General features: G+C 63.5%; 21 protein-coding genes. 14 read left to right on the plus strand and 7 right to left on the minus strand.

The window, feature by feature from the left end; genetic code table 11:
* Window positions 1–293: 293 nt before the first annotated feature.
* The 5 genes from E0702_RS01860 to E0702_RS01880 all read left to right on the plus strand — a co-directional run bounded on the left by E0702_RS01860 (window position 294) and on the right by E0702_RS01880 (window position 13,597).
* Window positions 294–8,630, plus strand: a complete 8,337-nt coding sequence (locus tag E0702_RS01860) for a YadA-like family protein (RefSeq protein ID WP_132041279.1) — start codon at window positions 294–296, stop codon at window positions 8,628–8,630.
* Between the two features lie 19 nt (window positions 8,631–8,649).
* Window positions 8,650–9,462: an OmpA family protein gene (locus tag E0702_RS01865; RefSeq protein WP_240721657.1), complete on the plus strand. Its 813-nt coding sequence runs from the start codon at window positions 8,650–8,652 to the stop codon at window positions 9,460–9,462.
* 107 nt (window positions 9,463–9,569) lie between these two features.
* Complete coding sequence (locus E0702_RS01870; RefSeq protein ID WP_132041281.1) at window positions 9,570–10,490, plus strand: SH3 domain-containing protein; 921 nt, start codon at window positions 9,570–9,572, stop codon at window positions 10,488–10,490.
* A 116-nt stretch (window positions 10,491–10,606) separates the two neighbouring features.
* A complete protein-coding gene (ilvD, locus tag E0702_RS01875) occupies window positions 10,607–12,451 on the plus strand; it encodes a dihydroxy-acid dehydratase (protein WP_132041282.1) in 1,845 nt (614 codons plus the stop codon).
* Between the two features lie 60 nt (window positions 12,452–12,511).
* Window positions 12,512–13,597: an oxidoreductase gene (locus tag E0702_RS01880; RefSeq protein ID WP_132041283.1), complete on the plus strand. Its 1,086-nt coding sequence runs from the start codon at window positions 12,512–12,514 to the stop codon at window positions 13,595–13,597.
* 17 nt (window positions 13,598–13,614) lie between these two features.
* Here the strand turns inward: E0702_RS01880 and nudE are convergent, their stop codons facing one another.
* A complete protein-coding gene (gene nudE, locus E0702_RS01885) occupies window positions 13,615–14,196 on the minus strand; it encodes an ADP compounds hydrolase NudE (RefSeq protein ID WP_132041284.1) in 582 nt (193 codons plus the stop codon).
* A gap of 73 nt (window positions 14,197–14,269) precedes the next feature.
* Between nudE and yrfG the strand changes: the two genes are divergently transcribed.
* Together yrfG and hslR are read left to right on the plus strand one after the other, a co-directional pair.
* Window positions 14,270–14,941, plus strand: coding sequence for a GMP/IMP nucleotidase (gene yrfG / locus E0702_RS01890; RefSeq protein ID WP_132041285.1), 672 nt, complete (start codon window positions 14,270–14,272; stop codon window positions 14,939–14,941).
* A 41-nt stretch (window positions 14,942–14,982) separates the two neighbouring features.
* Entirely contained in the window at window positions 14,983–15,369 is a 387-nt protein-coding gene (gene hslR, locus E0702_RS01895; RefSeq protein WP_132041286.1) for a ribosome-associated heat shock protein Hsp15, read from the plus strand.
* A gap of 25 nt (window positions 15,370–15,394) precedes the next feature.
* Here the strand turns inward: hslR and E0702_RS01900 are convergent, their stop codons facing one another.
* Window positions 15,395–15,844: a YaiI/YqxD family protein gene (locus E0702_RS01900; protein ID WP_132041287.1), complete on the minus strand. Its 450-nt coding sequence runs from the start codon at window positions 15,842–15,844 to the stop codon at window positions 15,395–15,397.
* 448 nt (window positions 15,845–16,292) lie between these two features.
* Between E0702_RS01900 and E0702_RS01905 the strand changes: the two genes are divergently transcribed.
* Window positions 16,293–17,993, plus strand: coding sequence for a DEAD/DEAH box helicase (locus E0702_RS01905; protein ID WP_132041288.1), 1,701 nt, complete (start codon window positions 16,293–16,295; stop codon window positions 17,991–17,993).
* A gap of 112 nt (window positions 17,994–18,105) precedes the next feature.
* A complete protein-coding gene (locus tag E0702_RS01910) occupies window positions 18,106–19,089 on the plus strand; it encodes a DMT family transporter (protein ID WP_132041289.1) in 984 nt (327 codons plus the stop codon).
* Window positions 19,090–19,248: 159 nt separating this feature from the next.
* Here E0702_RS01910 and E0702_RS01915 read toward each other — a convergent pair whose 3' ends face one another.
* The 4 genes from E0702_RS01915 to E0702_RS01930 form a co-directional block, all read right to left on the minus strand.
* Window positions 19,249–19,992: a glutamine amidotransferase gene (locus E0702_RS01915; RefSeq protein ID WP_132041290.1), complete on the minus strand. Its 744-nt coding sequence runs from the start codon at window positions 19,990–19,992 to the stop codon at window positions 19,249–19,251.
* A gap of 49 nt (window positions 19,993–20,041) precedes the next feature.
* Window positions 20,042–21,196 carry an acetylornithine deacetylase gene (argE, locus tag E0702_RS01920; RefSeq protein ID WP_132041528.1) on the minus strand — a complete coding sequence of 385 codons (1,155 nt, stop codon included), beginning with the start codon at window positions 21,194–21,196 and terminating at the stop codon, window positions 20,042–20,044.
* A 289-nt stretch (window positions 21,197–21,485) separates the two neighbouring features.
* The gene (locus E0702_RS01925) at window positions 21,486–21,773 is read right to left on the minus strand and encodes a type II toxin-antitoxin system PemK/MazF family toxin (protein WP_306766893.1); all 288 of its coding nucleotides are present in this window, start codon (window positions 21,771–21,773) and stop codon (window positions 21,486–21,488) included.
* A 33-nt stretch (window positions 21,774–21,806) separates the two neighbouring features.
* Window positions 21,807–22,043 carry an antitoxin MazE family protein gene (locus E0702_RS01930; protein WP_240721644.1) on the minus strand — a complete coding sequence of 79 codons (237 nt, stop codon included), beginning with the start codon at window positions 22,041–22,043 and terminating at the stop codon, window positions 21,807–21,809.
* A gap of 310 nt (window positions 22,044–22,353) precedes the next feature.
* Here E0702_RS01930 and E0702_RS01935 point away from each other — a divergent pair, with 310 nt between their 5' ends.
* The 3 genes from E0702_RS01935 to E0702_RS01945 are packed head-to-tail and all read left to right on the plus strand — an operon-like array spanning window position 22,354 to window position 24,108.
* On the plus strand, window positions 22,354–22,758 hold the full coding sequence (locus tag E0702_RS01935) for a hypothetical protein (protein ID WP_132041292.1): 405 nt from the start codon (window positions 22,354–22,356) through the stop codon (window positions 22,756–22,758).
* A complete protein-coding gene (locus E0702_RS01940) occupies window positions 22,751–23,620 on the plus strand; it encodes a PhzF family phenazine biosynthesis protein (RefSeq protein ID WP_132041293.1) in 870 nt (289 codons plus the stop codon). The genes E0702_RS01935 and E0702_RS01940 overlap by 8 nt, the downstream gene beginning before the upstream one ends.
* Window positions 23,621–23,643: 23 nt before the next feature.
* On the plus strand, window positions 23,644–24,108 hold the full coding sequence (locus E0702_RS01945; RefSeq protein ID WP_132041294.1) for a hypothetical protein: 465 nt from the start codon (window positions 23,644–23,646) through the stop codon (window positions 24,106–24,108).
* A gap of 104 nt (window positions 24,109–24,212) precedes the next feature.
* Here E0702_RS01945 and E0702_RS01950 read toward each other — a convergent pair whose 3' ends face one another.
* Complete coding sequence (locus E0702_RS01950) at window positions 24,213–24,494, minus strand: DUF503 domain-containing protein (protein ID WP_132041295.1); 282 nt, start codon at window positions 24,492–24,494, stop codon at window positions 24,213–24,215.
* Between the two features lie 330 nt (window positions 24,495–24,824).
* Here E0702_RS01950 and E0702_RS01955 point away from each other — a divergent pair, with 330 nt between their 5' ends.
* Together E0702_RS01955 and E0702_RS01960 are read left to right on the plus strand one after the other, a co-directional pair.
* Window positions 24,825–25,922: a YkvI family membrane protein gene (locus E0702_RS01955; RefSeq protein WP_132041296.1), complete on the plus strand. Its 1,098-nt coding sequence runs from the start codon at window positions 24,825–24,827 to the stop codon at window positions 25,920–25,922.
* A gap of 213 nt (window positions 25,923–26,135) precedes the next feature.
* Window positions 26,136–26,402, plus strand: coding sequence for a DksA/TraR family C4-type zinc finger protein (locus E0702_RS01960; RefSeq protein WP_132041297.1), 267 nt, complete (start codon window positions 26,136–26,138; stop codon window positions 26,400–26,402).
* Window positions 26,403–26,424 lie beyond the last annotated feature (22 nt).

A 26,424-nucleotide genomic window follows, 5' to 3' on the forward strand; every position in this document is an offset into this window, starting at 1 on the left:
AATTTCTTTCCTCTGGACAAACTATTTCCCCTCCATAAAAAACATCTGCTTGTCGCAAATTTTAAGGTGCGTCTAGCGCAGCACTGTAGCCAACAAGCTCCGCACTGGCGTGCGAGCGGCCAATCAGCACTCAAAAAAGCCCGGAGAGAGGCTTGGTTGATGGCGACCTGTCCAGCATTGACTGGCGCTCCCGGCGCCCCAGGCAGACCGCTCTCTCGACCAAGGACCGAGTACCTCCGCACAAGGAAGGCACAGCTGCAAGAGTCAACCAGAACGACACTCCGCAGGTGGACATGAACAAGGTATTTAGAATCATCTGGAACAGCACTCTTGGGCGTCTGGTGGTTGCCTCGGAGGCAGCTCACTCACGCGGTAAGTCCAGCGGCCAGCGGCTCCAGGTGGCGCCGACGGCAGCCATGAAGGCCTCGCCTGCGGGTGCCTTGCGGTCCCTGGTGGTGGCGATAGGGTTGGCTGCCGTAATCCCTGCTGCCACTGCACAGCAGAGCCCGACCTACACAAATCTGACGGTTACTGATGAGCTGACGGTTAGCGGCGATGCGATTCTTAGCGCCCTGCAGGTAAATGGTGATGCCACGTTCGACGGTACCCTTACCGTAGGGGGGGTGAACGTTGCCAGCGCCATCAGCACTAATACGAGCGATATCGGCACCAATGCGAGCGCCATCAGCACTAATACGAGCGATATTGGCACCAATGCGAGCGCCATCAGCACTAATACGAGTGATATCGGCACCAATGCGAGCGCCATCAGCGCCAATGCGAGCGATATCAGTTCCAACTCTAGCGGTATCTCGGCGCTGGATAGCCGGATTACTGCAGCAAGCGCTGGCTGGGATATCAGCGCGGAAGGGGGTACGGCGGCAAATGTCGCTCCTGGAGGCTCGGTCGACTTCAGCGGCGTTAGCAATATCGAGGTCGAACTTAGCGGCACCGATCTGGCTTTCGGCCTGTCCGACGATGTTGAAGTAGCCAGCAGCCTTGGCGTCACCGGCGGGCCCAGCATCACCACCGGAGGTATCGATGGCGGCGGCAAGGCGATCACTAACGTTGCCGCCGGCAACCTGACGGCGACCAGCAACGACGTGGTCATCGGCAGCCAGATCTACGACCTTTTTATCGAAGAAGGTGCCGGCGGTGTGCGCTATTTCCGCGCGCTCTCGGCGCAGCCGGACTCCCAGGCCCTGGGGGCCGAGTCGATTGCCATTGGTCCGAATACCGTGGCAGAAGGAGCCCGCAGCCTGGCCGCCGGTGACGGGGCAGCCACCACGCTGCCCGCCGAGGGCGCGATCGCCCTGGGACAGGGCGCCAGTGCCGGTGGCGATCCGCTCGGCGGGGCCGGTGCGGTCGCCGTCGGCCGCGACAGCGTGGCCGGCGCCAACAGCGCCTTGGCGCTGGGGGATGCTGCTCAAGCGGTGGGGGGCAATGCCACCGCCGTTGGCGCTGGTGCGGCAGCCTCGGGTGGCAATAGTATCGCCCTAGGTGATGCCGATGCCGTCGGGAGTAACGCCTTCGCCGCCGGCTCTGGTGCCTACGCAGGCTCGCCGGGCGGTATCGCACTGGGCTCCGGCGCCGGCGTTGGCACCAATGGTAGCGCGGCCGGAGACAAGACCCACCATATCGCCATCGGTACTGGTGCCGGTCGGAATGTAGACGGTAACCAGACCACGGCAATCGGCTTTTCGGCGGGTGCTGACATCACCGGAGATCATAACGTGTCCGTCGGCAGCCATGCCGGGCAGAACCTCCAGGGCGACTTCAACGTCGCGATTGGTCACGAAGCCAACCGCAATGGTGGGGAGGTGGAGCGCGCCACCGCCATCGGGGGGCAGACTGGGGCAGAGAGAAATGGTGTCTCAGTCGGCTACGGTGCCAGCTCCTTGGAAAGCGGCGTGGCGCTGGGTGCCAACACTAGCGCCCACAACCTTGGGGTGGCGCTTGGGCGCAATGCGATGGCCGAGGGCGGCAGCGTGGCCATAGGCAGCGGTTCCGCCGCGCGCAGCACTGATGCCACGGGGGCGGGCTACCTGACCGGGAGCGACTTTACCGACGGCACCGTCGTCTCAGTAGGCAATACCAATCCGGCCGGCGTGCGTACCACACGGCGTATCGTCAATGTCGCCGATGGCTCTCAGGCCTACGATGCCGTCAACGTTCGCCAGCTGGAGGGCGCGCAGGAGTCGGTCGCTAACCTCGTCGGCGGTAACGTCACCCTGGGGGCGAATGGCGCCTTCAAGGGGTATGTCGTCGAGCTGCAGGACAGCAGCGGTACCAGCCATCAGTACGCCACGGTCGCCGAGGCCATCAACGCGGTATCGAGCGGCAGTATCAACGTTCTGCCGGGTAACGCTGTGACCTACAATGCCACGACTGGTTCTGGCCCTGGCACAGTCACCGTTAGCGATGGGGAGCTGGACAGCCATGCGGTTAACGTCGGTCAGCTCAATAGGGCAGTGGCCGAAAACGGGGTCAAGTACTTTAGCGTCAACTCCACCGAGCCGGCCAACCGCGATAACGCCGAGGCCAGCGGCACCGATGCCATCGCGATTGGCCCCGCCACCAGCGCCGACGGGGCCTCATCGCTGGCGGCGGGCCACCTGGCCCACGCGGTGGGCGGCGAGAGCGTGGCGCTTGGCTATCGGGTCGAGGCGCTGGGCAATGATTCCACTGCGATTGGCAGCGACAGTGACGCCTACGGCAATGGGGGGGTGGCGATCGGCCTGTTAGCCAAGAGCCAGGGGGAAAACTCCATCGTCATGGGCACCCGTGCCCAGGCGGACCCCAAGAGCACCGATGCCACCGTCGACAATGCCGTGGTGATCGGGACTGATGCCGAGGCTACGGCGGACAACGGCATCGCGGTCGGCGAAAGCGCCCTAGCATCCGAGCTGCGCGCCGTGGCACAAGGTAACGATGCCCACGCCACCGCGGATGATGCCATGGCCTTCGGCAGCAACTCCCGCGCGAGAGCCGCCAGCGCCCAAGCCAGCGGTACCAATGCCAGCGCTAGCGGTGTCAATGCCCAGGCCAGCGGCACCAACGCCAGCGCTAGTGGTTTCAATGCCCAGGCCAGTGGCACTCGTGCTATTGGCTATGCCACCGATGGCATCGCCATGGGCACCGGGGCTGTAGCGGGCTTCGCTGATCCTAACGGGTTGGATCCGGACCGCAATACCGCGGGTATCGCGATTGGCAAGCAGTCCCTGGCGGACGAGCAGCACGCGCTGGCTCTCGGCGTCGAGGCGAAGTCCCGCGCCCAGTCAGCCACGGCGATCGGCGATGGGGCCGAAGCCTCGGACACCGCCGAGGGCGGCCTGGCCGTCGGGGCCGGCGCGCGGGTCACCGCGCAGAACGCTGCCGCCTTCGGCCAGAGCGCCGAAGCGGAGGCCACCGAGGCCCTGGCCATGGGCTCTGGGGCGAGAGCCGCTGCCCAGTCCGCCACGGCGATCGGCGATGGAGCCCAGGCCAACCACCAGGGCTCGGTGGCGCTGGGGAGCAACGCTGTCACAGCGGCGCCGGTCCCCACTGACAAAATGACGGTCGACAAGAACACCTACGACTTCGCGGGTATCGATCCCGTGGCGACCGTCAGCGTCGGTACGGCGGGCGCCGAGCGCACTCTGACCAACGTCGCCGCCGGACGCGTCAGCGCTACCAGCACCGATGCCATCAACGGTAGCCAGCTGCATGGCACTAACCTGGCGTTGGACGCTCTGGCCGGCAACCTGGATACCGCCGGTGACTCCGTGGCCGGGGTCTTGGGGGGCGATGCCGCCTACGATCCGGATACTCATCAGGTCACCATGAGTAACGTGGGTGGCACCGGGCAGGATACGGTAGACGAAGCCATCGAATACGCGGCCCAGGGTTGGAATGTCAGTGCGAATAACGAGCCCGGTGCCAATATCGCGCCCGGCGGGGCGGTGGATTTCAGCAGCGCCGACGGCAATATCGCCATCAACCGCACCGGCACCGATCTGGCGTTCAGCCTCGCGGACGACATCGCCGTCGGCGGTAGCGTCAGCGTTGGCAGCGATACCGTAATTGACGGTGACAGCGTCACCACTAACAACCTGACGGTCGGCGGCAATACCTTCGTCGTGGCAGGAGATAGCGTCACTTATGACGGCAATGAGGTCGCGACTCAAGCCGACGGCCTGAGTTTCATCGGTAACACCGGTGGTGCCATCGACAAGACGCTGGGTGGCACCACCCCGCTGACCGTTTCTGGTGAGCTGGCGGCGGGCGATGCCTCAAGCGGCGCCAACCTGCGCGTAGATAGCGATGGTAATCAGCTCAATCTGGTGATGGCGCGCAATCTGACCGAGCTGGACAGCGTTACCACTGGTGATAGCGTGCTCGATACCGATGGCTTGACCGTCGACGACGGCACCAACACGACCGATTATGGCCCCAACGGTGTCACGATCAGTGGCCCGAACCAGGACGTTCAGCTCAGCGACAGCGGCCTGGACAACGGCGGCAACCAGATCACCAACGTGGCCAGCGGCGGCACGACCATGACCAATGCTGCCAACATCGGTGATGTACAAAGTGCGACCAGCGATCTCACCATTACTGGTTTGAACTTCACGGGTGACAACAGCAGCGTGAACGTGCATCGCAACCTGGGCGAGACGTTGGCGATCAACGGCGGTGCCAGCAACGCGACGACCGCGAAGAACATCGTCACCACCGGTGATGCCAGCGGTGCTATCCAGATCGACCTGGCGGAAGAAGTGGATCTGGGGACTGACGGCAGCGTCACCACCGGCGACACTGTGATGAATAATAGCGGTGTGACCGTGGACGACGGTACCGGCAACCGCACCGACCTGGGGGCGGGCAGCCTCAGTGTCGCCGGCGGCAGCAACACTGTCGCCATCGACGGTGGCGCGGGCGACATCACCGGCCTGACCAACACTGACCTCGACGGCACCGACTTCGCTCAGGCGGGACGTGCGGCCACCGAGGAGCAGCTGGACCTGGTCAATCAGACTGCCAACGCCGGCTGGAGCCTGAGCGGCTCCGGCGCCGATCAGGTGAACATCGGGCCGAACGGCGCGGTGGACTTCCAGGGCGACAGCAATATCAGCGTGGCGCAGAACGGCCAGGAGGATGACGGTCAGATCGACATCACCCTGAACCCTGACCTGAATGTAGATAGCGTGACCGCGGGCAATAGCGTGCTCGATACTGATGGCCTGGCGGTGACCGATACCAACGGCAACCAGACCATCACTGGTGCCACCGGCACCAACGTCACCGACGGCACCAACAGCACCGAGTATGGCGCCGACGGCATGACCATCGCCGGTGGTCCGAGTGTCACCACCAGTGGTATCGATGCGGCTAGCAACACGGTCACCGGCGTGGCCGATGGCGCCATCAACAGCAGCAGCAGCGATGCCATCAACGGCAGCCAGCTGCAGGCAGCGGGCGACAGCCTGGCCAGCAACGTGCTGGGTGGCGATGCCGATTACACCGGCAACGACTTCACCATGAGTGACGTGGGCGGTACCGGCGAGAGCACCATCGATGACGCCATCCGCTCGGCCAACAGCGCGGCCACTGCGGGCTGGGACATCAGCGCTCAGGGCAGCAACCCGACCAATGTGGGGCCGAACGACAGCGTCGATCTGAACAACAGTGACGGCAATATCGAGGTCAGCAAGACCGCCGCTGACAACAACGTCACCTTTGATCTGGCCGATAACATTGATGTTGCCAGCGTGACCGCCGATGACGGCGCCGGCAATGTCACCGAAGTGACTGCAACCGGCACCAGTGTCACCGATGGCACCAACAGCACCGCCTACGGCGTCGACGGCATGACCATTGCGGGTGGCCCGAGTGTCACCACCAGTGGCATCGATGCCGGTGATCAGGTGATTGCCAACGTGGCCGACGGCGTGGCCGACACCGATGCGGTCAATGTCAGCCAGCTGACCAGTCTTGCGGATACCCCGCTGACCTTTGCCGGTGATGCCGGCAGCAACGTCGAGCGCAAGCTCGGGGAAACGGTGAACCTGGTTGGCGGCGAGACTGACACGACCGCTCTGGTCGACGGCAATATCGGCGTGGTCGCCGACGGTAGCGACACCCTATCGATCCAGCTGGCCAAGAACATCGATCTGGGTGATACCGGCAGCGTGACCACCGGCGACACCGTGATGAACGACGACGGGGTGACCGTCGACGACGGCGCCGGCAGCACCACCGAGGTGGGCGCGGGGAGCATCAGCGTGGCCGCTGCTGGCAACAGCATCACTCTCGATGGCAGTGCCGGTGACATCACGGGCCTGACCAACACCGACCTCGATGGCGGTGACTTCGCCCAAGCGGGACGTGCGGCCACCGAGGAGCAGCTCGACCTGGTCAATCAGACTGCCAACGCCGGCTGGAACCTGAGCGGCTCCGGCGCCGATCAGGTGAACATCGGGCCAAACGGCGCGGTGGACTTCCAGGGCGACAGCAACATCAGCGTGGCGCAGAACGGCCAGGAGGATAACGGTCAGATCGACATTACCCTGAACCCTGACCTGAATGTAGATAGCGTGACCGCGGGCAATAGCGTGCTCGACACCGATGGTCTGGTGGTCAACGACAGCGCCGCGAACCCGACGGCCACCACCACGGTAGCAGCGGGTACGATCACGCTGGCGGCGAACCCGACCACGGGCCCGGCCAACGAGATCGTAGTTGATGCCAATAGCGGCACTATCGGGGGGTTGACCAACACGTCCTTCGACCCGGACAGCTTCACCAGCGGCCAGGCCGCGACGGAGGACCAACTGGGTCAGGTATACACAGTGGCCAACGCCGGCTGGAACTTGTCGGTGGATGGTGAGGGTGCCCTGGCAGACGGTAGCAACAACGTCGGTCCCAATGGGGTGGTGGACTTCACCAGCGAGGACGGCAACGTCATTATCAACCGCGATGGCACCAATCTGGCGTTCAACCTGGCCGATAGTATCACCCTGGGTGATGGCGATACCGCGATCAACGTGGATGGCGAGAAGGGCGAGATTGGCGTCGGAGATACCATCGTGAATGGAGGCGGTGTCAGCGTTGGCGATAATGTGACTCTGGGTGATGTCGGGCTTGAGATTGCTGGTGGGCCGAGCGTCACGGCTGGTGGCATTGACGCGGGCGATCGCAAGATCACCGGTGTGGCCGACGGCGATGTAAGCAGCACCAGCACCGATGCCATCAATGGTGGCCAGCTGTATGAGGTGCAGCAGGTCGCCAATGCCGGCTGGAACCTGACCGGTTCCGGTGTCGACCAGGTGAACATCGGGCCGAACGGCGCGGTGGACTTCCAGGGCGACAGCAATATCAGCGTGGCACAGAGCGGTGAGAATGATGCGGGGGTGATCGAAGTCGCGCTGAACGACACCATCACCCTGGGCGAAAACGAGAATGCCATCACCGTAGACGGTACTGACGGCAGCATTACCACCGGTGGAACCACCATGGATGGTGACGGCCTTACCGTCGACGATGGCACCAACAGTACCGATTATGGTGCTGATGGCATGACCATTGCTGGCGGCCCGAGCGTCACCGTTGGGGGTATTGATGCTGGCGGCATACAGATCACTAACGTGGGTAGTGGCCTGGGTGGCCAGTCGTTGGATCAGATCAGCGGTGATGACCTGATGAACGCCGTGAATGTGGGCGATCTTAAGCAGGTGGCCGGTGATATCGGTGATGAAGTGGCAGCGGCCAAGACCGAAGTCACGCAAGGCAAGAACATCAAGGTCACCGAAACGACTGGCGCAAATGGTGAAAGCGTCTACGAGGTAGCCACGTCGGACGAGGTAGAGTTCGACAAGGTGGACGTGGGCTCCGTCACCATCGACAAGGACAACGTCGATGACGAGGGCAACACCATCATTGCCGGTGTCGGCAAGGGTGACATCAGCGAAGGCAGCACCGATGCGGTCAACGGCGGCCAGCTGCATGATGTCCAGGAAGAAATTGGCGATATCAATACCTCGCTGGATGGCGGCATGGACTTCGCTGCCGACGAAGGCGATGACGTGAACCGCAAGTTGGGCGATACCGTGGCCATTACCGGTGATGACAACATCACCACGCGCACCAATGACGGCGGTGTGGAAGTGGGCCTGAACCGCGACCTGGATGTCGACAGCGTGACCACGGGCAAAACCACCGTCAGCAACGGGGGCGTGACCATCGAAGATGGCCCGAGCATGACCACTGACGGCATCGATGGTGGCGGTATGCGAATCACCAACGTTGCTCCGGGGGTCGATGCCACCGATGCGGTGAACGTCGGTCAAATGCAGGAGCTCAACCAGCGCTTTGCCCAGGAGATTAATAACGTTCATGGGCGTATCAGCACGGTTGAGAAGAATGCGAATGCGGGCACCGCCAGTGCACTGGCGGCAGCGACTGTTCCCCAAGCCTGGATGCCCGGCAAGAGCATGGTGGGCGTGGGTGCCGGTACCTACGAGGGCGAGTCTGCCGTATCGGTAGGCGTATCGCGTCTCTCGGACAATGGCCGTTGGGTCATCCAGGGCAAGGTGACGGGTGACTCTCAGAGTAACTTTGGTGCGGGCATCGGCGCTGGCTGGCACTGGTAAGGAGACGAACGTGAAAGTAATGAGCTCATCTGCACTGCTCAAGGCGGCCCGAGGGGCCGCCGGTATTGCCAGCCTGGCAATGGTTGCAGGCTGTGCTAGCCCCCCGAACAACGACCGTACAGACATCCGTGAAGCGGGAGATGGCTTTCCGGCGCTGAATGATAACTGGCATGATGGCGGTCGCTTCGTCGAACCGCGGAACATCCTGCGCATTCGCGAGGGGCAGACCAAGGACCAGGTGCGCCAACTGATCGGCAGCCCCCAGTTCAGCGAAGGTTTCTTCGGCGTTCGCGAGTGGAACTACGTCTTCAATCTGTATACGGGTGAAGAGGGCGGGGAGTACCTCACCTGCCAGTATCAGGTCGATTTCGATGATGATATGGCGCTGGAGGACTCCAGCTGGCGAGATGTGCAGTGTCCTGAACTGTTGGTGCCAACGAAGGTGGCGGAAGACGAGACGCTGGTACTCTCGGGTGATGTGCTGTTCGATTTTGACAGCGACCAGCTGACCCTGGAAGGTCGCCGTGCCCTGGAGCGCGTGGCCCAGTCTGCCAAGGACAAGTTCACATCCCCCGGGATGATGATCGTGGGCTATACCGACCGCTTCGGCAGCGCGGCGTATAATCAGGAGCTTTCGCAGTCGCGGTCCGATAGCGTGGCCGACTATCTCTCCACTCAGGGGATCTCGCGTGGCGATATTCGCACCGCAGGACGTGGCGAGGCCGATCCGTTGGTGGAGTGCCCCGGGGCCAGGGCGACGCCGAGCGTCACCGAATGTCTGCGGCCCAACCGCCGTGTGGAAATCACGATCATTGATCTGGCAGAAGGGTAGTGGTGTCAATCCTCTGATCGTACAACGCTTTGCAGCTTTCAGCGCTGTTTATATACGTACCCGGCATGCTCAAGCATGCCGGGTTTCTCCTTGAGGGTGGCTAATTCATGAGAGCAAAGACTTGGCTGGGAGTTGTGCTGCTGAGCGGCAGCACACTGGCATATGCCGACTATAATGCTGGCCTGGCAGAGTTTCGGCAGAGAAATTTCGCCTCGGCGGTGCATGAGTGGAGAGAGGCCGCAGAGCAGGGCGAGGGCCAGTCACAGTTTGCGTTGGGCAAGATGTTCGAGAATGGCACTGGCGTTAAGGAAAGCCTGGACAAGGCCTACAAGTGGTATCGGCTGGCGGCTGACAATGATGTGCTCGAGGCCCAGGTCAGGATGGCCGAGCTATTCTTGAGCGAAAGCATCGACGGTCGTGGACCGGCGGATGCCGTGGAGTGGCTGGAGCGTGCGGCACAGTCCGGGCACGCTGGAGCTAAGTTCCAGTTAGGGTTGATGTATCTTGAAGGATTTGGTATCGAGGAGGATGCGGTCGCGGCGGCACGCTGGTTCGAGCAGGCGGCTGACCAGGGTCACCTTCAGGCTCAGAACAATATTGGCAGTCTCTACGAAAACGGGCGTGGGGTCGAGCAGGACTTTTCTCGCGCCTTCGATTACTTCAATAAGGCGGCCAGGCAGGGCGACGCCATGGCGCAGAATAATCTGGGTGCTCTCTATGCCCGGGGGCGTGGGGTAGAAGCCAACCACGCCTGGGCGGTATTTTGGTTTGCTACTGCATCGCGCAATGGAAATGATGTGGCCAATGCGAATATCCAGCCTAGCCTGTCGAAGCTCCAGGATAAAACGGTCATTAGCCCTCGTGTCAATATTCGATCGGGCGCTGGAACTGATAACGCTCGGATAACGCAGCTGACTCAGGGAACCGTGGTCTACGTGCTGGGAGAAGGAGAGGGCTGGAGCCAGATCTATTTTGAGAAGGATGGTGAGCCGGTTCTTGGCTGGGTCGCTACGCGATTGATTGAGTAAGCCACAGGGCTCTGCTTCGGCCTGGCCTGATGGCCGGCCGCGTGCCAAAATCGTCGGCTGACCTGGACACCGAGTCGCCGGCACAGGCGGCCGCTGAAAGAAGAGAAGAGAACACCATGCCCGAGTATCGTTCCCGCACCACCACCGCCGGCCGCAACATGGCCGGCGCCCGCGCCCTGTGGCGTGCCACCGGCATGAAGGACGACGACTTCCACAAGCCGATCATCGCCGTGGCCAACTCCTTCACCCAGTTCGTGCCGGGGCATGTGCACCTGAAGGACATGGGACAGCTGGTGGCCCGCGAGATCGAGAAGGCCGGCGGGGTGGCCAAGGAGTTCAACACCATCGCCGTGGACGACGGCATCGCCATGGGCCACGACGGCATGCTCTACTCGCTGCCGAGCCGCGACCTGATCGCCGACAGCGTCGAGTACATGGTCAACGCCCACTGTGCCGATGCCCTGGTGTGCATCTCCAACTGCGACAAGATCACCCCGGGAATGCTGATGGCCGCCATGCGCCTCAACGTGCCGGTGATCTTCGTCTCCGGCGGGCCCATGGAGGCCGGCAAGACCAAGCTGCTCGACCATGGCCTGGACCTGGTCGACGCCATGGTGATGGCTGCCGACGACAGCGTCGATGACGAGACCCTGGCCGAGGTGGAGCGCAGTGCCTGTCCCACCTGCGGCTCCTGCTCCGGCATGTTTACCGCCAACTCCATGAACTGCCTGATGGAGGCCTTGGGGCTGGCGCTGCCGGGCAACGGGACCGTGGTGGCCACCCATGCCGACCGTCGTCGCCTGTTCGAGAGCGCCGGTCACCGCATCGTCGAGCTGGCCAAGCGCTATTACGAGGGCGACGAGGCGCACCTGCTGCCCCGTGCCATCGGCGCCAAGGCGGCGTTCAGGAACGCCATGACCCTGGATATCGCCATGGGTGGCTCCACCAACACCATCCTGCACCTGCTGGCCGCCGCCCAGGAGGCCGAGATCGACTTCGACATGACGGATATCGACCGTCTGTCGCGGGAGGTGCCGCAGCTTTGCAAGGTGGCGCCCAATACCCAGAAATACCATATCGAGGATGTCCATCGTGCCGGCGGCATCATGGCGATCCTCGGCGAGCTCGACCGTGCCGGAGTGCTGGATACCCGCGTGCCCACCGTCTACGGCGATAGCCTGGCCGAGGCGCTCGAGGAGTGGGACATTATGCGCTCGCCGAGCCCCGAGGTGGTGGAGTTCTTCAAGGCCGGCCCCGGCGGGGTGCCCACCCAGGTGGCCTTCTCCCAGAGCGCTCGCTGGCCGAGCCTCGACGGCGACCGCGCCACCGGCTGTATCCGCGATCTTGAGCATGCCTTCTCCCGAGAGGGTGGTCTGGCCGTTCTCAAGGGCAATATCGCCGTCGACGGCTGCGTGGTGAAGACCGCCGGGGTCGACGAGTCGATCCTGGTCTTCGAGGGGCCGGCCCATGTGGTGGAGTCCCAGGATCAGGCGGTGGAGCATATCCTCGCCGGCCGGGTGAAGGAGGGCGATGTGGTCGTCATCCGCTACGAAGGCCCCAAGGGCGGTCCCGGCATGCAGGAGATGCTCTACCCGACCTCTTATCTCAAGTCCAAGGGACTCGGCAAGGCGTGCGCGCTGCTTACCGATGGCCGTTTCTCCGGGGGTACCTCGGGGCTCTCCATCGGGCATGTCTCACCGGAAGCTGCCGCCGGCGGTGCCATTGGCCTGGTCGAGCAGGGGGATATCATCCAGATCGATATTCCCAACCGTGCGATCAACGTCAAGCTCAGCGATGAGGAGCTGGCCAGTCGCCGTGCGGCCATGGAGGCGAAAGGCAATGATGCCTGGAAGCCGGTTATCCAGCGCGACCGCAAGGTCTCCGCGGCGCTCAAGGCCTATGCACTGCTCGCCACCTCCGCCGACAAGGGCGCGGTACGCGATCTGAGCAAGCTCGACTGAACCACCCAACGACGCCCCGGCCACGGCCGGGGCGTCGCGTTTCCAGCGAGGAGAGCTGCGATGAAGACCTTAACGCTCGGCGTCGGGCTGGTCGGGTATGGCCTGGCGGGCCAGGTGTTCCACGCCCCCTTGATCAATGCCACCGAGGGCATGCAGCTGGCCGCCGTGGTCAGCTCGGATGCCGACAGGGTTCATGCCGACCTGCCAGGGATGGAAGTGCTGCCCAAGGCGGCGGCGCTGTTCGATCGGCGTGACATCGATCTGGTGGTCATCGCCACTCCCAACGATACTCATTACCCCCTGGTCAAGGCCGCCCTGGCGGCGGGCAAGCATGTGGTGGTGGACAAGCCCTTTGCGGTGACGCTCTCCGAGGCGCGAATGTTGCGCGCCCAAGCTGACAACGCTGACCGAAGCCTGAGCGTCTTTCATAACCGCCGCTGGGACAGCGATTTCCTGACGCTCAAGGAGCTGATTGATGCAGGCAGCCTGGGGCGAGTGGTATCGCTGGAGTCTCGCTTCGATCGTTTCCGGCCCACGGTGACGGAGCGCTGGCGTGATAATCATCGACCGGGCGCAGGGATCTGGTACGACCTCGGGCCACACCTGCTCGATCAGGTGGTGCAGCTGTTCGGCATGCCGCGGGCGATCCTGTTGGAGCTGGCCACGGTGCGTGACGGCGCCGAAGTGGATGATGACTTCCACTGCCTGCTGGAGTACGACGGACTACGGGTCAGCCTGCAGGCGAGTTCGCTGGTGGCCGACCCTACCCCGCGTTTCCGCGTGCACGGTACCCGTGGCAGCTACGTGAAGTTTGGTCAGGATCCTCAGGAGGCCCACCTGCAGGCGTCACTGGCGGTCATGCCTGGCATGGGCGTGGATCCCGAGCCGGGGCAGCTGAGCCTGGTGGCCGACGAAGAGGATGTGCCGGAGGTGCAGCAGCACCTCAATCTGCCGGGGGACTACCCGGCCTTCTACGCCGGGGTAGTGGAGATGCTGTTGCATGGCGGGCCACCGCCCGTTTCGCTGGATAGCGCCTTGCAGGTCATGGAGCTGCTGGAGGTGGGGCTGGACAGCTATCGGCAGGCGCGCTGGCTGCGGCTCAAGGAGGGCAACAGCCAGCTTCGTCAGCGCCTGCATCGCCGCTGAATCGCCTCATCGGCGGGCTACCAGATTGCGCCGCCCTCTGCCTCGCTACGCAGGCGATCCCGGGCGATATAGAGTGCCGCGATGGCCCGGGCCTCATGGAAGTCCTCCCGGGCCAGCAGGGCGGGCAGCTCCTCGAGGGCGTGGGTCTCCACGATCAACGGTTCGGGTTCGTCACCGGGCAGGCGCTTGGGATAGAGATCCGTGGCCAGCAGCACCTGCATGCGATGGCGCATGTAGTTGGGGGCCAGTGACAGCTCCACCAGCGGTTCGATGCGTCGTGCACCGAAGCCGCACTCCTCCATCAGCTCGCGGTTGCCGGCACTGATGATATCCTCACCCGGGTCGACCAGCCCCTTGGGCAGGGTCAGCACATACTCCTCGAAGCCGGCGGCATACTCGCGGATCAGCAGCACGTGTTCGGGATCGGGCATGGCCACGATCATCACGGCCCCACTGTCGCTGCCGGTCAGACGCTCGAAGGTGCGCTCCTCGCCGTTGGAGAAGCGCAGATCAAGCGATTCGACATGGAAGAGGCGGCTCTTGGCCTCCGAGCGGCGGTCGAGGATGGCGGGCTTCTGCGGCCAGTCGGGCGAAGTCATCGGTGGCTCCGTTTCTGGGTAGGAACTTGCCTGCTACCATATCACCTCCCGCAAGCCACGACCCGGACCTCTTATGATTGACTGGCGCGCCATCGATACCGTTCTGCTGGACATGGACGGCACCCTGTTGGACCTGCACTTCGACAGCCACTTCTGGCTCGAGCATCTGCCGCGTCGCTATGTGGAGCTGCATCAACTCGATGAAGCCACCCAGGAGAGGGTGCGCGCAAAGGTCATCGGCGAGCAGGGGACGCTCAACTGGTACAGCCTCGACTACTGGAGCCGTGAGCTCGACGTCGATGTGATCGCCCTCAAGCGCGAGATTCAACACCTGATCGGCCTGCGCAGCGATGCCCTGGACTTCCTCAGGTGGCTCAAGCAGGCTCACCCCCGGGTCGTGCTGGCCACCAACGCCGACCGCGCCAGTCTGGCACTCAAGCTGCCGCTTACCGGTCTTGAGCCCTACCTGGATGCCATCGTCTCCTCGGCCGACTTCGGTGCGCCCAAGGAGGAGCAGGTGTTCTGGACGCGCCTGCAGGAGGTCGAGCCCTTCGTGCCGGCCCGCACCCTGTTTATCGACGACAACCCACGGGTACTGGAGAGCGCCCGGCAGTTCGGCATTCGTCATCTGTTGGGCATCAAGCAGCCCAACAGTCAGCGGCCCGAACGCGAGCTGGAGGAATTCATTACCCTGGACACCTTCGCGACCATTCTGCCTGGCAACGAGCCGCCCCTGACCCCTTGAACGGAGGGTGGGCTCGTGGCCGACAGCTAGGAGGATTCCCCATGGATAGTGTCAGGCTCGACAAGTGGCTATGGGCGGCACGTTTCTTCAAGACCCGCGGCCTGGCCAAGAAGGCCATCGAGGGTGGCAAGGTGCACTACAACGGAGGTCGGGCCAAGACCAGCAAGAACGTCGAGGTCGGCGCCATCGTACGCGTGCCCCAGGGCTGGGATATCTGGGAGGTGGAGGTGATGGCGCTCTCCGACCAGCGGCGCGGCGCCCCCGAGGCGCGCGAACTCTATCGCGAGACCGAGGAGAGTGCCCGCCGCCGTGAGCAGGAGGCCGAGGCGCGCCGGCTGACCAATCAGGTCATGCAGCATCCCCTCAAGCGCCCGGACAAGAAGCAGCGTCGCGAGATCCAGCGCTTCCAGCGCAATCAGGGAGAGTAGGGGAGGAGTGCAGATGTTTCGTGGATTAGGCGTTTTTCGTCAGCCATCTATCCAGCGCATTGGCAAACTCTCGACGGTCGCTGTCGGAGTACCCCTTGGGGCCGCCGGTATGCTCGCCGCTGGCGCGTAGGGTCTCCATGAAATCCCTCATCTGCACTCGCGCGCGGATGTTATTGGCGTCGAGTGTCTCGCCACGGGTGGTCATTACCTTCGCACCGCGCTCGATGGCCTCCATGGCCAGCGGCAGGTCCGAGGTGATCACCAGATCGTTGGCCGCCAGGCGCTCGACGATCTCGTCATCGGCGGCATCGAAGCCGTGGCTGACGGCCAGCGCCTTGACGACCGGTGAACGGGGTAGGGGTATGGCATGGTTGGCCACGAACCAGGTCGGCGTGGCGGTTCGCTCGGCGGCACGCACGATGATCTCGCGGGCCACCCTGGGGCAGGCATCGGCATCGACCCATAGACTGGGCATGATATCTCCTCGGTTGAGCAGCACATAAAGAGAAAGACCAAAAAGACTGGCCAGGCTAGGTCGACGATGGTAGCATGCGCCCTCCTCGCATGTGCTGACCCCACCATCATGTACGACGCCATCGCTGACGGTCATCGACCGAACAGAAGATGGGCGCCGCAACGCCAGGCCCAGCGACCATCGCTGTATGCCGCAAGCGTTCGAATTGTGTAGATGGAGCGCCAACCGAGATTCCGCCGTTCTGGCGTGATCGGCGCAAACGGTCGCCACAGGGGCTCACTGCCATCGACGATGGCGCTGACCCGATGCCAGGTGCGACCGGCGTCCCCGACTCCGATGTCCCGTGCTGACTGCCATCACTGGCCGCAGCGCGCCTGACCGCTTTTCGCTCGCGTCAGGGACGCCAATGAATTTACGCCGGTGATCCCGGCTTACCAAGGTGTGATCAATGACCTCTTCTTCCGTCGCCTCGCCGAACTTCGGTGATCTTGCCCTGCTGCCTGCTGTTCTCTCTGCCGTCGAGACCCTGGGCTACCAGACCCCCTCGCCGATCCAGATGGAGACCATTCCGGCTCTGCTGGAAGGGCGCGACATGCTGGGTCAGGCCCAGACCGGTACCGGCAAGACCGCGGCCTTCGCTCTGCCGCTGCTCTCGCGCCTCGAGCTGACTCGCCGTGAGCCGCAGGTGCTGGTCATGGCGCCGACCCGCGAGCTGGCACAGCAGGTTGCCGTCTCCTTCAGCCGCTATGGACAGAACCTTCAGGGCCTGGAAGTGGCTACCCTGTGTGGCGGCCAGGAGTATCGCGAGCAGCTGGGTGCGCTGCGGCGTGGCGCCCAGGTCGTTGTGGGTACCCCGGGGCGGATCATCGATCACCTGGATCGCGGCAGCCTCAAGCTTGACGGTCTCAGCGCCCTGGTGCTGGACGAGGCCGACGAGATGCTGCGCATGGGCTTCATCGATGACGTCAAGCGTGTGGTGGCCGACACCCCCAAGGAAGCCCAGCGGGTGTTCTTCTCCGCGACCCTGCCCGCCGAGATCGAGCGTATCGTCAACCGCTATCTGGTGGATCCGGTCAAGGTCGCCATCGAGTCGCGTACCACCACCGGCGAGAATATCGAGCAGCACCTGGTGCGGGTCGACGGCGGTGCCAAGCTGGAGGCGCTCTCTCGCATCCTCGAGGTGGAGCCGGTCGACGGTGCGATCGTTTTCGTGCGTACCCGTGCCGCCTGTACCACCCTGACCGAGCAGCTCTCCGCCCGCGGCCTCAATGTGGCCAGCCTCTCGGGTGATCTGGACCAGAGCCTGCGCGAGCGCACCATCCAGCGTCTCAAGCGCGGCAAGGTCGACGTGCTGATCGCCACCGATGTCGCCGCCCGTGGCCTCGATGTGCCGCGTATCACCCACGTCTTCAACTACGATCTGCCCCAGGATTCCGAGGCCTACACCCACCGCATCGGCCGTACCGGCCGCGCCGGGCGCACCGGTACCTCGATCACCTTCGTCGGCTTCCGTGAGGGCCGCAAGGTAGGCTGGATCGAGCAGGCCACCGGCCAGAAGATGAGTGAGATGGCGGTACCTGACGAGTCGGCCATTCGCGCGCACCGCGACGAGGCGTTCCACCAGAAGGTGATTGCCGCCCTGACCGCCGGTGCCGAGGAGCAGCAGGCTCTGGTCGAGCGTCTGATCGGTGAGGGTTACGACCCCGTCGAGCTGGCCTGTGCCTTCGCCCGCCTGGCGCGTGCCGACGAGGCGCCCATCGGCCGCCTGCAGGCGCCCCGCAAGGAGCGCGCTCCGCGTGATGCCAAGCCGGGTCGTGGGCCGCGTGACCGTGCGCCCAGCGAGGGGATGACCCGCTACCGTGTGTCCGTGGGCCACAAGGACGGCGTCAAGCCCGGCCAGCTGGTCGGTGCCCTGGCCAACGAGGGCGGTATCGAAGGCGCGCGTATCGGGCGCATCGACATCCGCAACGCCTTCTCCGTGGTCGAGCTGCCCAGTTCGCTGCCGTCCAGCATTCTGGCCAAGATGGCGCGCGCTCGTGTCGCCGGTCGTCCGCTGGAGATCAGCGAGGATCGTGGTGCTCCCGAGCGTGCTCCGCGCCGTCGCAACGATGATGGCCAGGCGCCGATTCGTCGCCAGTCACGCGCGTAACACCTCGGCTGCCGCCCGCCGGGCGGCATTCCACCTCACGACAGGTCGGAGCCCAGCTCCGGCCTGTCGTCGTTAGTGAACTCGATAACTCCGAGCATCGGGAGGATGCATCATGTGGAAGCGTTTGCCGTTTCGCCTGCGCGGCTATCTGATCACGATGAGTGGTGTGCTGCTGCTCTCGCCGGATGCGCTGCTGGTCAAGGACACCTCGGTAGATGTCGCCACCTTCATGTTCTGGCGTGGATTGATGCTGGGTGTGGTGCTGCTGCTGATCGCCGCGGCACGCTACCGCGAGCGCCTGGGACAGGCAGTCCTGGCCTGCGGTCCCGCGGCGCTGTGGTGCCCACTCGCCTTTGCCGCCAGCGCCTGGGCCTTCGTGGTGGCCACTCGCCTGACCTCGGCGGGCAATGTGCTGGTCATGCTCAATCTGGCGCCTCTGGTGGCCGGGCTGATCGGTCTGCTGTTCTTCCGGCAACGGTTGCGCCGCCAGACCTGGGTGGTGATCGCGATCTGTATTACCGGCGCCAGTCTGATGGCCGCCGGTGAGGTGGGGCAGGGGAGTCTGCTGGGCCTGGCGGTGGCGATGATCGTGCCGGTCTCCATTGCGATCAACACCAGCGTGGCGAGCTCCCGTCCCGGTGCCGGAAAGCGCGGTCTGGATACCACCGTGGTGCTGCCCCTGGGATGCCTGGCGATGCTGCTGCCTGCGGCGTTGATGGGCGGTGCCCAGCTACCGGGCGATGATGACATGCAGCGCCTGCTGCTGATGGGAATGCTGCTGCCGCTGGCCTACTTCCTGATCCAGACCGGGGCACGCTACCTGCCCGGTGCCGAGGTCAGCCTGGTAATGCTGCTCGAGACCCTGGTCGGTACCTTGCTGGTGTGGTGGTGGGTCGGCGAGGTGCCGGCGCCGCTGGCCTTCGTGGGCGGGGGCATGATCGTCGCCGCCATGCTGATCAGTTCGCTGCGTGACCTCCTGCGTCAGCGCCGCAAGGCTGCCGAGGGGGCTCCGGACACCCGGCGCCTGCGAGACGAGGCCGCGGAAGAGAGCCTCGAGCGCGGTGATCTTGCACCGCCGGTAGGTGAGCGCCACTGAGGCGGCGGCCTCGGGAGATTGAAGCTTGAAGAGCGCCGCTTCGCGGCTGGAAGCTGAAAGGAAGGGCGCTCTTCGCACCTTCGCCTGTCGTCACCTTGGGCAAGGCGCGACTCGGCGTCAGGGCTAAGTTGGGCTCAGGGCTGTGTCGGGCGCGAGCTCTCAGGAACAGTTGGTTTCCGCTACGGCGCTTTCGCGTTCGGCCACCGTCCTGGCGAAGCTGATCAGCAACGAGTTGGCCTCCGGCGTGGTGGTGACGCCACGCATCAAGGCATTGGCATCTTCACCCTGGTCGCGCAGCTTGTCGACCTGGCGGGCGAGGTAGGCGCGCATCACCTCTGGGGTGAACTCCGGGTGGAACTGCACGCTCCACTGGCGCGGACCATAACGCAGCGCCTGATTGGCGTCGTGGGCGTTACGGGCCAGCACCACCGCACCGCTGGGCGCCTCGAGAACCGACTGGGCATGGGTCAGCTGCACGGGGAAGTGTGCCGGCAGCGTTCCCAGCAGCGGGTCCTCGTGCCCCGATTCGGTCAGCGTCACCTCATGGGTACCCGATTCGCGCCCCGCGGGGTGATAGTCGCTCACCCCGCCGAAGGCGGAGGCCATCAATTGATGTCCATAGCAGACGCCGAACATGGCCACGTTGCGCTCCCGGGCGGCCAGCAGCCACGGCTTGAGCGCTTCGCTCCAGGGTTCGGCGTCGCTGACCATGGCGTGGGAGCCGGTGATGTAGAGACCATCGATGTTGGCCAGTTCCGGAAGCGGCTCATGGCGCGCATCGAACACCTCGGCCTCGAAGCCGGCGCGGGCCAGGGTCTGCTGGAACAGCGCCTCGAAATCACCATGGTGTTCGATTACCTCGGGGAAGCTATCACCGGTCTTGACGATCAGCAGGCGGGGCATGATGGTTCCTGATAGTAGGGAGTGAAGTGGTGCATTTCTCCGCCATATTCTACTTTCGTTGCAGGCGCTCGCCCAGTGCCTTCATGAAGTGACCGCCTGCCTCGAGCTGCTCATGCTCGATATACTCATCGGGCTGGTGAGCCTGGGCGATGCTGCCGGGGCCACAGATCACCGTGGGCAGTCCCTGACGCTGGAACTGGCCCGCCTCGGTGGCGTAGGCCACCGCACCGGCAGGGCGTTCGCCAAGCAGCGCATGGCACAGGGCCAGTACCTCGGCGTTGTTATCATCGGCCAGGGCCGGCACCGTCTCGTTAAGTGCCTCGGTCACGATGGATGTCTCCGGGGCGCGCCTCTGCATCTCGCTTTCGAGCTCGACGGCATAGGCGTTGACCCGCTCGATCAGTTCCTCGAAACGGTCCGATGGCAGGTGGCGAATCTCCCATTCGAAGGTGCACTCCCGGGCCATGATATTGATCGCGGTGCCGCCACTGATTCGGCCCACATGCAGGCTCGAGTGAACCACGTTGAAGGCTTCATCGATGCGACCCTCAGCCTTGAGGTCGGCCATCACGTCCTCGATATGGGTTACCAGGCGCGCCGCCACATGGATCGCCGACACGCCCTGGTTGACCTGGCTGGAGTGGCTGGCGCGGCCGGTCACCGTGGTGCGCAGATTGGTGGCACCCTTGTGGGCCACCACCGGGTGCATCAGCGTCGGCTCGCCGACGATCACCGCCGCGGGCCGCGGGTGCTCGGCCATCAGCCTCTCGATCATGCGTGGCGCGCCGATGCAGCCCACCTCCTCGTCATAGGAGAGCGCCAGCCAGATCGGCTTCTCCAGTTCGAGGCGTGCCCAGCGCGGTACCTCGCTGAGCGCACAGGCGATAAAGCCCTTCATGTCGCAGGTGCCGCGGGCGTAGAGGCGGCCGTCGCCCTTGTCGGTCAGCGTAAAGGGGTCGGTCGACCAGGGCTGACCGTCCACCGGGACCACATCGGTGTGGCCGGAAAGCACCACGCCGCCGGCCACGTTGGGGCCGATGCGCGCCAGCAGATTGGCCTTGCTGCCGTCGTCGCTCTCCACCCGCCAGTGGGGCACATCGTGCTCGTCGAGCAGCGACTCGACGAAGGCGATCAGCTCCAGGTTGGAATCCCGCGATACGGTGGGGAAGCTCACCAGGCGGTCGAGCATCTCGGCGGCGGTCATGGCGTACTCCTGGGTTAGGCGAAGGGGCAACTTCTTGTATCCAGTGACAGATTACCATGCCCTGAAGTGGACCCCATCCTTCGGACCACCTGACAGGTCAGCTAAGCTCGGATCGGGCCTTCATCGGCTTTCAGGCGAGGTTGTATGAATCGGCGCAGGCTTGAGCCCGCATGGGTGCTCGAACCGAGCCAGCCATCGCGATGGCTTTTGATGGGAAGTCAATTTGTCAGGCGACAGTTGGTAGTCATCGCCCAGCGTGATGAGGGTGGGGCCACTGGCGAGGCTCAGATCAGGAAAAGCCCAGGAATACTGCCAGCGCTCGGTTGACGGCGACCATGGCGCTGTCATTGAGGTGGCCGAAGGCCCCTCCAACCCTCTCCCGTTTCACCGTCATGGGCTTGTCCACCATGATCTGGGAAGGTCGTTGCAAGCCATTCTCGGGAGTCGGCTCCACATTCAGACGGATCAAGGGCGCATCGACCAAGGTGCTGGGTAGCAGTAGCACCGTAACGCTGGCTGTTACCGCAAACTGGTCTGAGCTGGATGACGAGGGCCGGGCGTGGCTTGCCAAACTCACCTGTTAGGGTGATGGTCACAAGATCCCCGCGCCTCATGCGTCACTCTCGTTATCGTCCAGGTCAAGATCGAGCAGCGCTGCGCCCATGAAATCCTGCAAGTCGTGATCCCCTGCATCGGCAGCCGCTACGATGGCGCACTGCCGGCGAACCTCTTCGGCAAAGCCGGGTCGCCGGGTGTCCGGAACCCAAATCTGGATAGGGCGCAGACCGGCGGCTCGCAGAGCAGCGCGGTGCTTTTTCACTCGTGTGTTCACGTCGTTGGGTGCCACTATGACGAATCCATCCTCTTCTCGTGTCATGTAACATGAGTAGTGTATGCCTCTTGTTACATGCAACAAGGAATTAGAGAAGCATTACGATCGGCAAAGGCCGTATGCAATCGCGGGCGACCACTCAACCACAGGGCGCAATGCTATCGCGCATGATGTAATTCCATACCAGCACAACGGACACACATATCCAGCCTGCTGGTGGGCTGCGGCGGCGATTGTCCCGATGTTGGATATTGACGAGCAGGCGCGCTACGTTGGGGCCAGTTGGGCCCTGAGGAGACTGGGGCCATGAAAATCAGGAGGCGGAATGCTTCATCCGAATCAATTTCAAGTCAACGAGGCGTGGATCGCGTTCAGGCTGAATGATCGGCCACTCCATACGGAAGAAGATGGAGATTTCGATATCTTCGCGTTCATGGATGCAGCCAGTTGTTTTCTCCTGAGTTCAAAGCCGATATCAGCAACGGCCGATGGGCCAAGTAAGCTGGAATCTCGGCGCTTGTTGAAGCAGGCCAGGGCGCACAAGAAACGCTGGCCGAAGACGCTCTTCGTGCCGAAGGAGCAAACCGTATCGTTCATAGTCGCCGAGGCGAAGAGGCAGGGCATTACTGTGGCTCATGTGACAGAAGATCAGCTGCTTCCCTTTATCGGTGAAGTGAGAGAGGGGTTCAAGGAGAGTTTTATCGGGTCGCAGACGAGGCTGTATGACTGAGTATTTCCTGCTCGATGTCTTCACCGACCGGGCCTTTGCCGGCAACCCGCTGGCGGTGTTTGCGCAAGCCGAGGGGTTGGATGTCGCCACGATGCAGGCCGTCGCCAACGAGCTGAATCTCTCCGAGACGGTGTTCGTGGGCCAGTCCACCGGCCGGAACCGTTATCCCATCCGTATCTTCACTCCCACCGCAGAGCTGCCCTTTGCCGGCCACCCGGTGATAGGTACCGCTCATCTCCTGGTGGAGCTGGGTATGGCAGAGCGCGAGTGCTCTCTGATTCTCGAGGCCGGTGTCGGCCCCCTGGTCGTGGAGTTCGATCGGACGCTGGCCAGTTTCACCACGGCTGCACCGTTCAGCATTCTGCCGAGCCCCCTGACCCGGACCGCCGCCGCCGAGCTGCTGGGGCTGGACATGCAGCAGGTGTTGAGCGAGCCGGTGCTCGCCTCCTGCGGGCTGCCCTATCATCTGATCGAGCTGGCGTCACTGGAGGTGCTCGAGAAGGCGCGGCCTTCGCCGCATGCCTGGACGGACCGGATATCACCCAGCGGTCATGATCAGATCTATCTCTACGTCACTGGAAACGGCGCGGGAAAGGAGCGGGACCTGCGTACCCGCATGTTCTGCACCGAGGGTGGCGTGCGCGAAGACCCGGCGACCGGCAGTGCCGCTGCGGCCCTGGCAGGCCATCTGGCGCAGCAAGGCGGACGGGGCCGCTGGCGCTGGCAGATCGAGCAGGGCATCGAGATGGGTCGCCCAAGCCGCATCCTGGCAGATGCTGAGCGCAGCGAAGATAATCTTGCGACCCGCATTGCGGGAGAGGCCGTCATCGTGGGACGCGGTTCGCTGTACCTTCCAGGCTGATGACCCAATGATCGGGAGCCACAATGAAGCCCTTCTCCATCCTGCTGATCCGCCTGCTGGGACTATATCTCTTCCTGAATACCCTTTTTGCCACCCTTCCGGCAATGCTGGGTCCCAACGCTGGCGAGCTCTGGTCCGGCGAGCTGCTGCCGGTGCTGATCGCCACGGTGGCGGTACCGATGGTGGGTGGAGTGCTGCTGTGGTGCTTCGCCGGCCCTCTGGCGGGTCGGCTGCATTGCAATTCCGACGGCGACGGTGAAGGAAGTGCCCGTATCAGAGACGATGACCTGGTGCGCGCCGGTACTTTCCTGATCGGGGTGTATCTCCTGGTGCGCCATACCGGGACCCTGGTCGGAATGTACGCCACATCAGGCGTCGTGGCGTATGGCGATCCGCTGGTTGCCGTGGCGGGCCTGGGCATGACGCTGGGCGGAGGAGCCGTCACGGCGGTGTACCGCCGGGTCAAGTATTTCGGTGACCGGCGTTAGGCCGGCCCCTGGTCATCGGCAAGACGATGGCCCGCGATGCCAGCCTTGCGTCGATGAAGTATCGCCGTAACATCGCTGCCCGTTAGTCACGCCGCACAGCACCGTTACAGCATCTCCCGGGTCGCCTCCATCACTCGTCCATCCACGCTGCGCTGGATCTTGTCTTCGATCTCGCTGAGCAGGGCCTCTACCTGGGACTTGGCGGGGGCGACGGCAACGAAGGTCCACTCGCTGGCGTCCAGGCGGTCGAGTTCGCCGCTTTCGCAGACGGCGATGGCGGGGTTGCGCCCGAAGCGCTCGTGCAGGCCACCCATGCGTTGGCGTTTCTCCTTCAGGGAACGGCAACCGGGCAGGGAAATGCACAGGGTGAGAATACCAAGGTGCATGGGGTCTCCATTCGTACCGTGAAAGGGGGGCAAGCCACCATACGTCATGGCGTGGATGGCCGCTCTAGTCCCTGAATACCATAGTAAAATCAGTAAAATGAGACCAAAGGCGTATTGCGGGGTATTTCTTTCTGATTGGCGCCGATATTCCCGATAATAAACTAAGTTTCCTATCGTATACTCCCGCGAATCTGATCATTACAGCAACGCCAGTGCTCCCGAATCGGGTCCGTCTGCGATGGGCCCGGCGAAGTGCTTGTATTGATTTCCGATGAGCCGGCCCGCGGTTGGGACGGGCCATAGAAGCCATTTGTATTGAGGTGTCTTTCCATGAGCAAACAGCCTTTCCTGATCGCCATGACCTTTATGTCGATCATCATCGGTGGCGGCTTCGCCTCGGGACAGGAGGTGCTGCAGTTCTTCACCGGCTATGGTGTGATCGGTATTGCCGGCACCCTGGTCAGCGGTCTGCTGTTCGCCTTTCTCGGTATGCAGATCGCGCGGATGAGCTCCACCATGCAGGCGAGCTCTCACAAGGAGGTGCTGGAGGCGCTCTTCGGCAAGCGAGCGGGGCTGGTCATCGACCTGGTGCTCTCCTTCTTCCTGTTCGGTGTCGGGGTGGTGATGCTGGCCGGCAGCGGTTCCATCTTCGCCCAGCAGTACGGCCTGCCACCGCTGTTTGGCGGCGTGCTGCTCAGTGTGCTGGTCATCCTGACCCTGTGTCTGCGTGTTCGCGGCATCATCAACCTGATCAGCCTTATCATGCCGGTACTGCTGTTGCTGGTGCTGACGATCACCGTCTACTCCTTCTTCACCAGCAGCGCGTCTCTGGAGACACTGGAGGCCGCGGCCGCCGAGGTGCCCACCATCAGTGATGGCTGGTCGTTCTCGCACTGGTTTATCGGCGCTCTGCTCTATGCCTCCTTCAATATCGCCGTCGGCTTCCCCATGCTCTCGGTGATTGGTGGCCTGACTCGCGATACGCGAGAGGCCTCCCTGGGCGGCATTCTCGGCGGCGTGGGGCTCGGTGTGCTGATTTTCCTGCTCAATATCGGGCTGTTCGCCAATCTCGAGCGCCTGGCCGGCGTGGATATGCCCTCGCTGATGCTTGCCACGGCGGTCTCGCCGGTGGTGGCCATGGTGATGTCGGTGGCGCTGATCTGCATGATCTACAGCACCGCCGTGGGCATGTTCTTCGCCTTTAGCGCCCGCTTCGCCGCGCCCGAGTCGGGCCGCTTCAAGCTGTTCAGCGTCATCTTCACCCTGGTGGGGCTGGTGCTCAGCCAGTTCGGGTTCAGCACCCTGATCGGCACCGTCTATCCCATGCTGGGCGTGGTGGGCCTGATCCTGATCGTTGCCCTGGGCATTCGCTGGTACAGCACACGCCAGCGCAACAAGGCGCAGTTGGCGAGCTCCGCCAGCCGCTGATGTTTCTGCCCGGTGTCCGTAGGGACGCCGGGGCTGTGGTGCCGCCAGCGGTGGTATGCCGTTCTACCCGGAGTGCCAGGCCGGCCACGGTTGCCCGTGGTCGGCCTTTCTCATATCTTGGGATTGCTGGGTGGCGTCGTTGATGAGAACCCAGCCCTGCCTTCCCGTGCTGGGCACTCAATGGCTTATGTGGCGATATGGAGGTAATGCATCATGGCCGGTGGTTGGACGCGAGATGGAGCCGTACAGGATCAGATTGACGCCACCGTGGAGGAGGCGGTCGAGAGGGCACGCACCAGCTTGCACAAAGGAGATAGCGCGGAGTTCTGCGTGGAGTGTGATGCACCCATCCCGGAGGGGAGACGCAAGGCACTCCCAGGTGTGCAGCTTTGTGTCGCCTGCCAGTCGAGCCTGGAAGCCAAGGGGGTGGATGTTGCTGCCATCAATCGGCGAGCCAGCAAGGACAGCCAGCTCAGGTGATGAGCCGATGGGTGGCGCTTTT

It is taken from the genome of Halomonas marinisediminis (assembly GCF_004347715.1).
Classification (GTDB): domain Bacteria; phylum Pseudomonadota; class Gammaproteobacteria; order Pseudomonadales; family Halomonadaceae; genus Halomonas; species Halomonas icarae.

Bases quoted from the DNA above. Each gene is read 5' to 3' on its own strand.
- E0702_RS01860 (WP_132041279.1), top strand. From the start codon at position 294: ATGAACAAGGTATTTAGAATCATCTGGAACAGCACTCTTGGGCGTCTG.
- E0702_RS01865 (WP_240721657.1), top strand. From the start codon at position 8,650: ATGAGCTCATCTGCACTGCTCAAGGCGGCCCGAGGGGCCGCCGGTATT.
- E0702_RS01870 (WP_132041281.1), top strand. From the start codon at position 9,570: ATGAGAGCAAAGACTTGGCTGGGAGTTGTGCTGCTGAGCGGCAGCACA.
- ilvD (WP_132041282.1), top strand. From the start codon at position 10,607: ATGCCCGAGTATCGTTCCCGCACCACCACCGCCGGCCGCAACATGGCC.
- E0702_RS01880 (WP_132041283.1), top strand. From the start codon at position 12,512: ATGAAGACCTTAACGCTCGGCGTCGGGCTGGTCGGGTATGGCCTGGCG.
- nudE (WP_132041284.1), bottom strand. From the start codon at position 14,196: ATGACTTCGCCCGACTGGCCGCAGAAGCCCGCCATCCTCGACCGCCGC.
- yrfG (WP_132041285.1), top strand. From the start codon at position 14,270: ATGATTGACTGGCGCGCCATCGATACCGTTCTGCTGGACATGGACGGC.
- hslR (WP_132041286.1), top strand. From the start codon at position 14,983: ATGGATAGTGTCAGGCTCGACAAGTGGCTATGGGCGGCACGTTTCTTC.
- E0702_RS01900 (WP_132041287.1), bottom strand. From the start codon at position 15,844: ATGCCCAGTCTATGGGTCGATGCCGATGCCTGCCCCAGGGTGGCCCGC.
- E0702_RS01905 (WP_132041288.1), top strand. From the start codon at position 16,293: ATGACCTCTTCTTCCGTCGCCTCGCCGAACTTCGGTGATCTTGCCCTG.
- E0702_RS01910 (WP_132041289.1), top strand. From the start codon at position 18,106: ATGTGGAAGCGTTTGCCGTTTCGCCTGCGCGGCTATCTGATCACGATG.
- E0702_RS01915 (WP_132041290.1), bottom strand. From the start codon at position 19,992: ATGCCCCGCCTGCTGATCGTCAAGACCGGTGATAGCTTCCCCGAGGTA.
- argE (WP_132041528.1), bottom strand. From the start codon at position 21,196: ATGACCGCCGCCGAGATGCTCGACCGCCTGGTGAGCTTCCCCACCGTA.
- E0702_RS01935 (WP_132041292.1), top strand. From the start codon at position 22,354: ATGCTTCATCCGAATCAATTTCAAGTCAACGAGGCGTGGATCGCGTTC.
- E0702_RS01940 (WP_132041293.1), top strand. From the start codon at position 22,751: ATGACTGAGTATTTCCTGCTCGATGTCTTCACCGACCGGGCCTTTGCC.
- E0702_RS01945 (WP_132041294.1), top strand. From the start codon at position 23,644: ATGAAGCCCTTCTCCATCCTGCTGATCCGCCTGCTGGGACTATATCTC.
- E0702_RS01950 (WP_132041295.1), bottom strand. From the start codon at position 24,494: ATGCACCTTGGTATTCTCACCCTGTGCATTTCCCTGCCCGGTTGCCGT.
- E0702_RS01955 (WP_132041296.1), top strand. From the start codon at position 24,825: ATGAGCAAACAGCCTTTCCTGATCGCCATGACCTTTATGTCGATCATC.
- E0702_RS01960 (WP_132041297.1), top strand. From the start codon at position 26,136: ATGGCCGGTGGTTGGACGCGAGATGGAGCCGTACAGGATCAGATTGAC.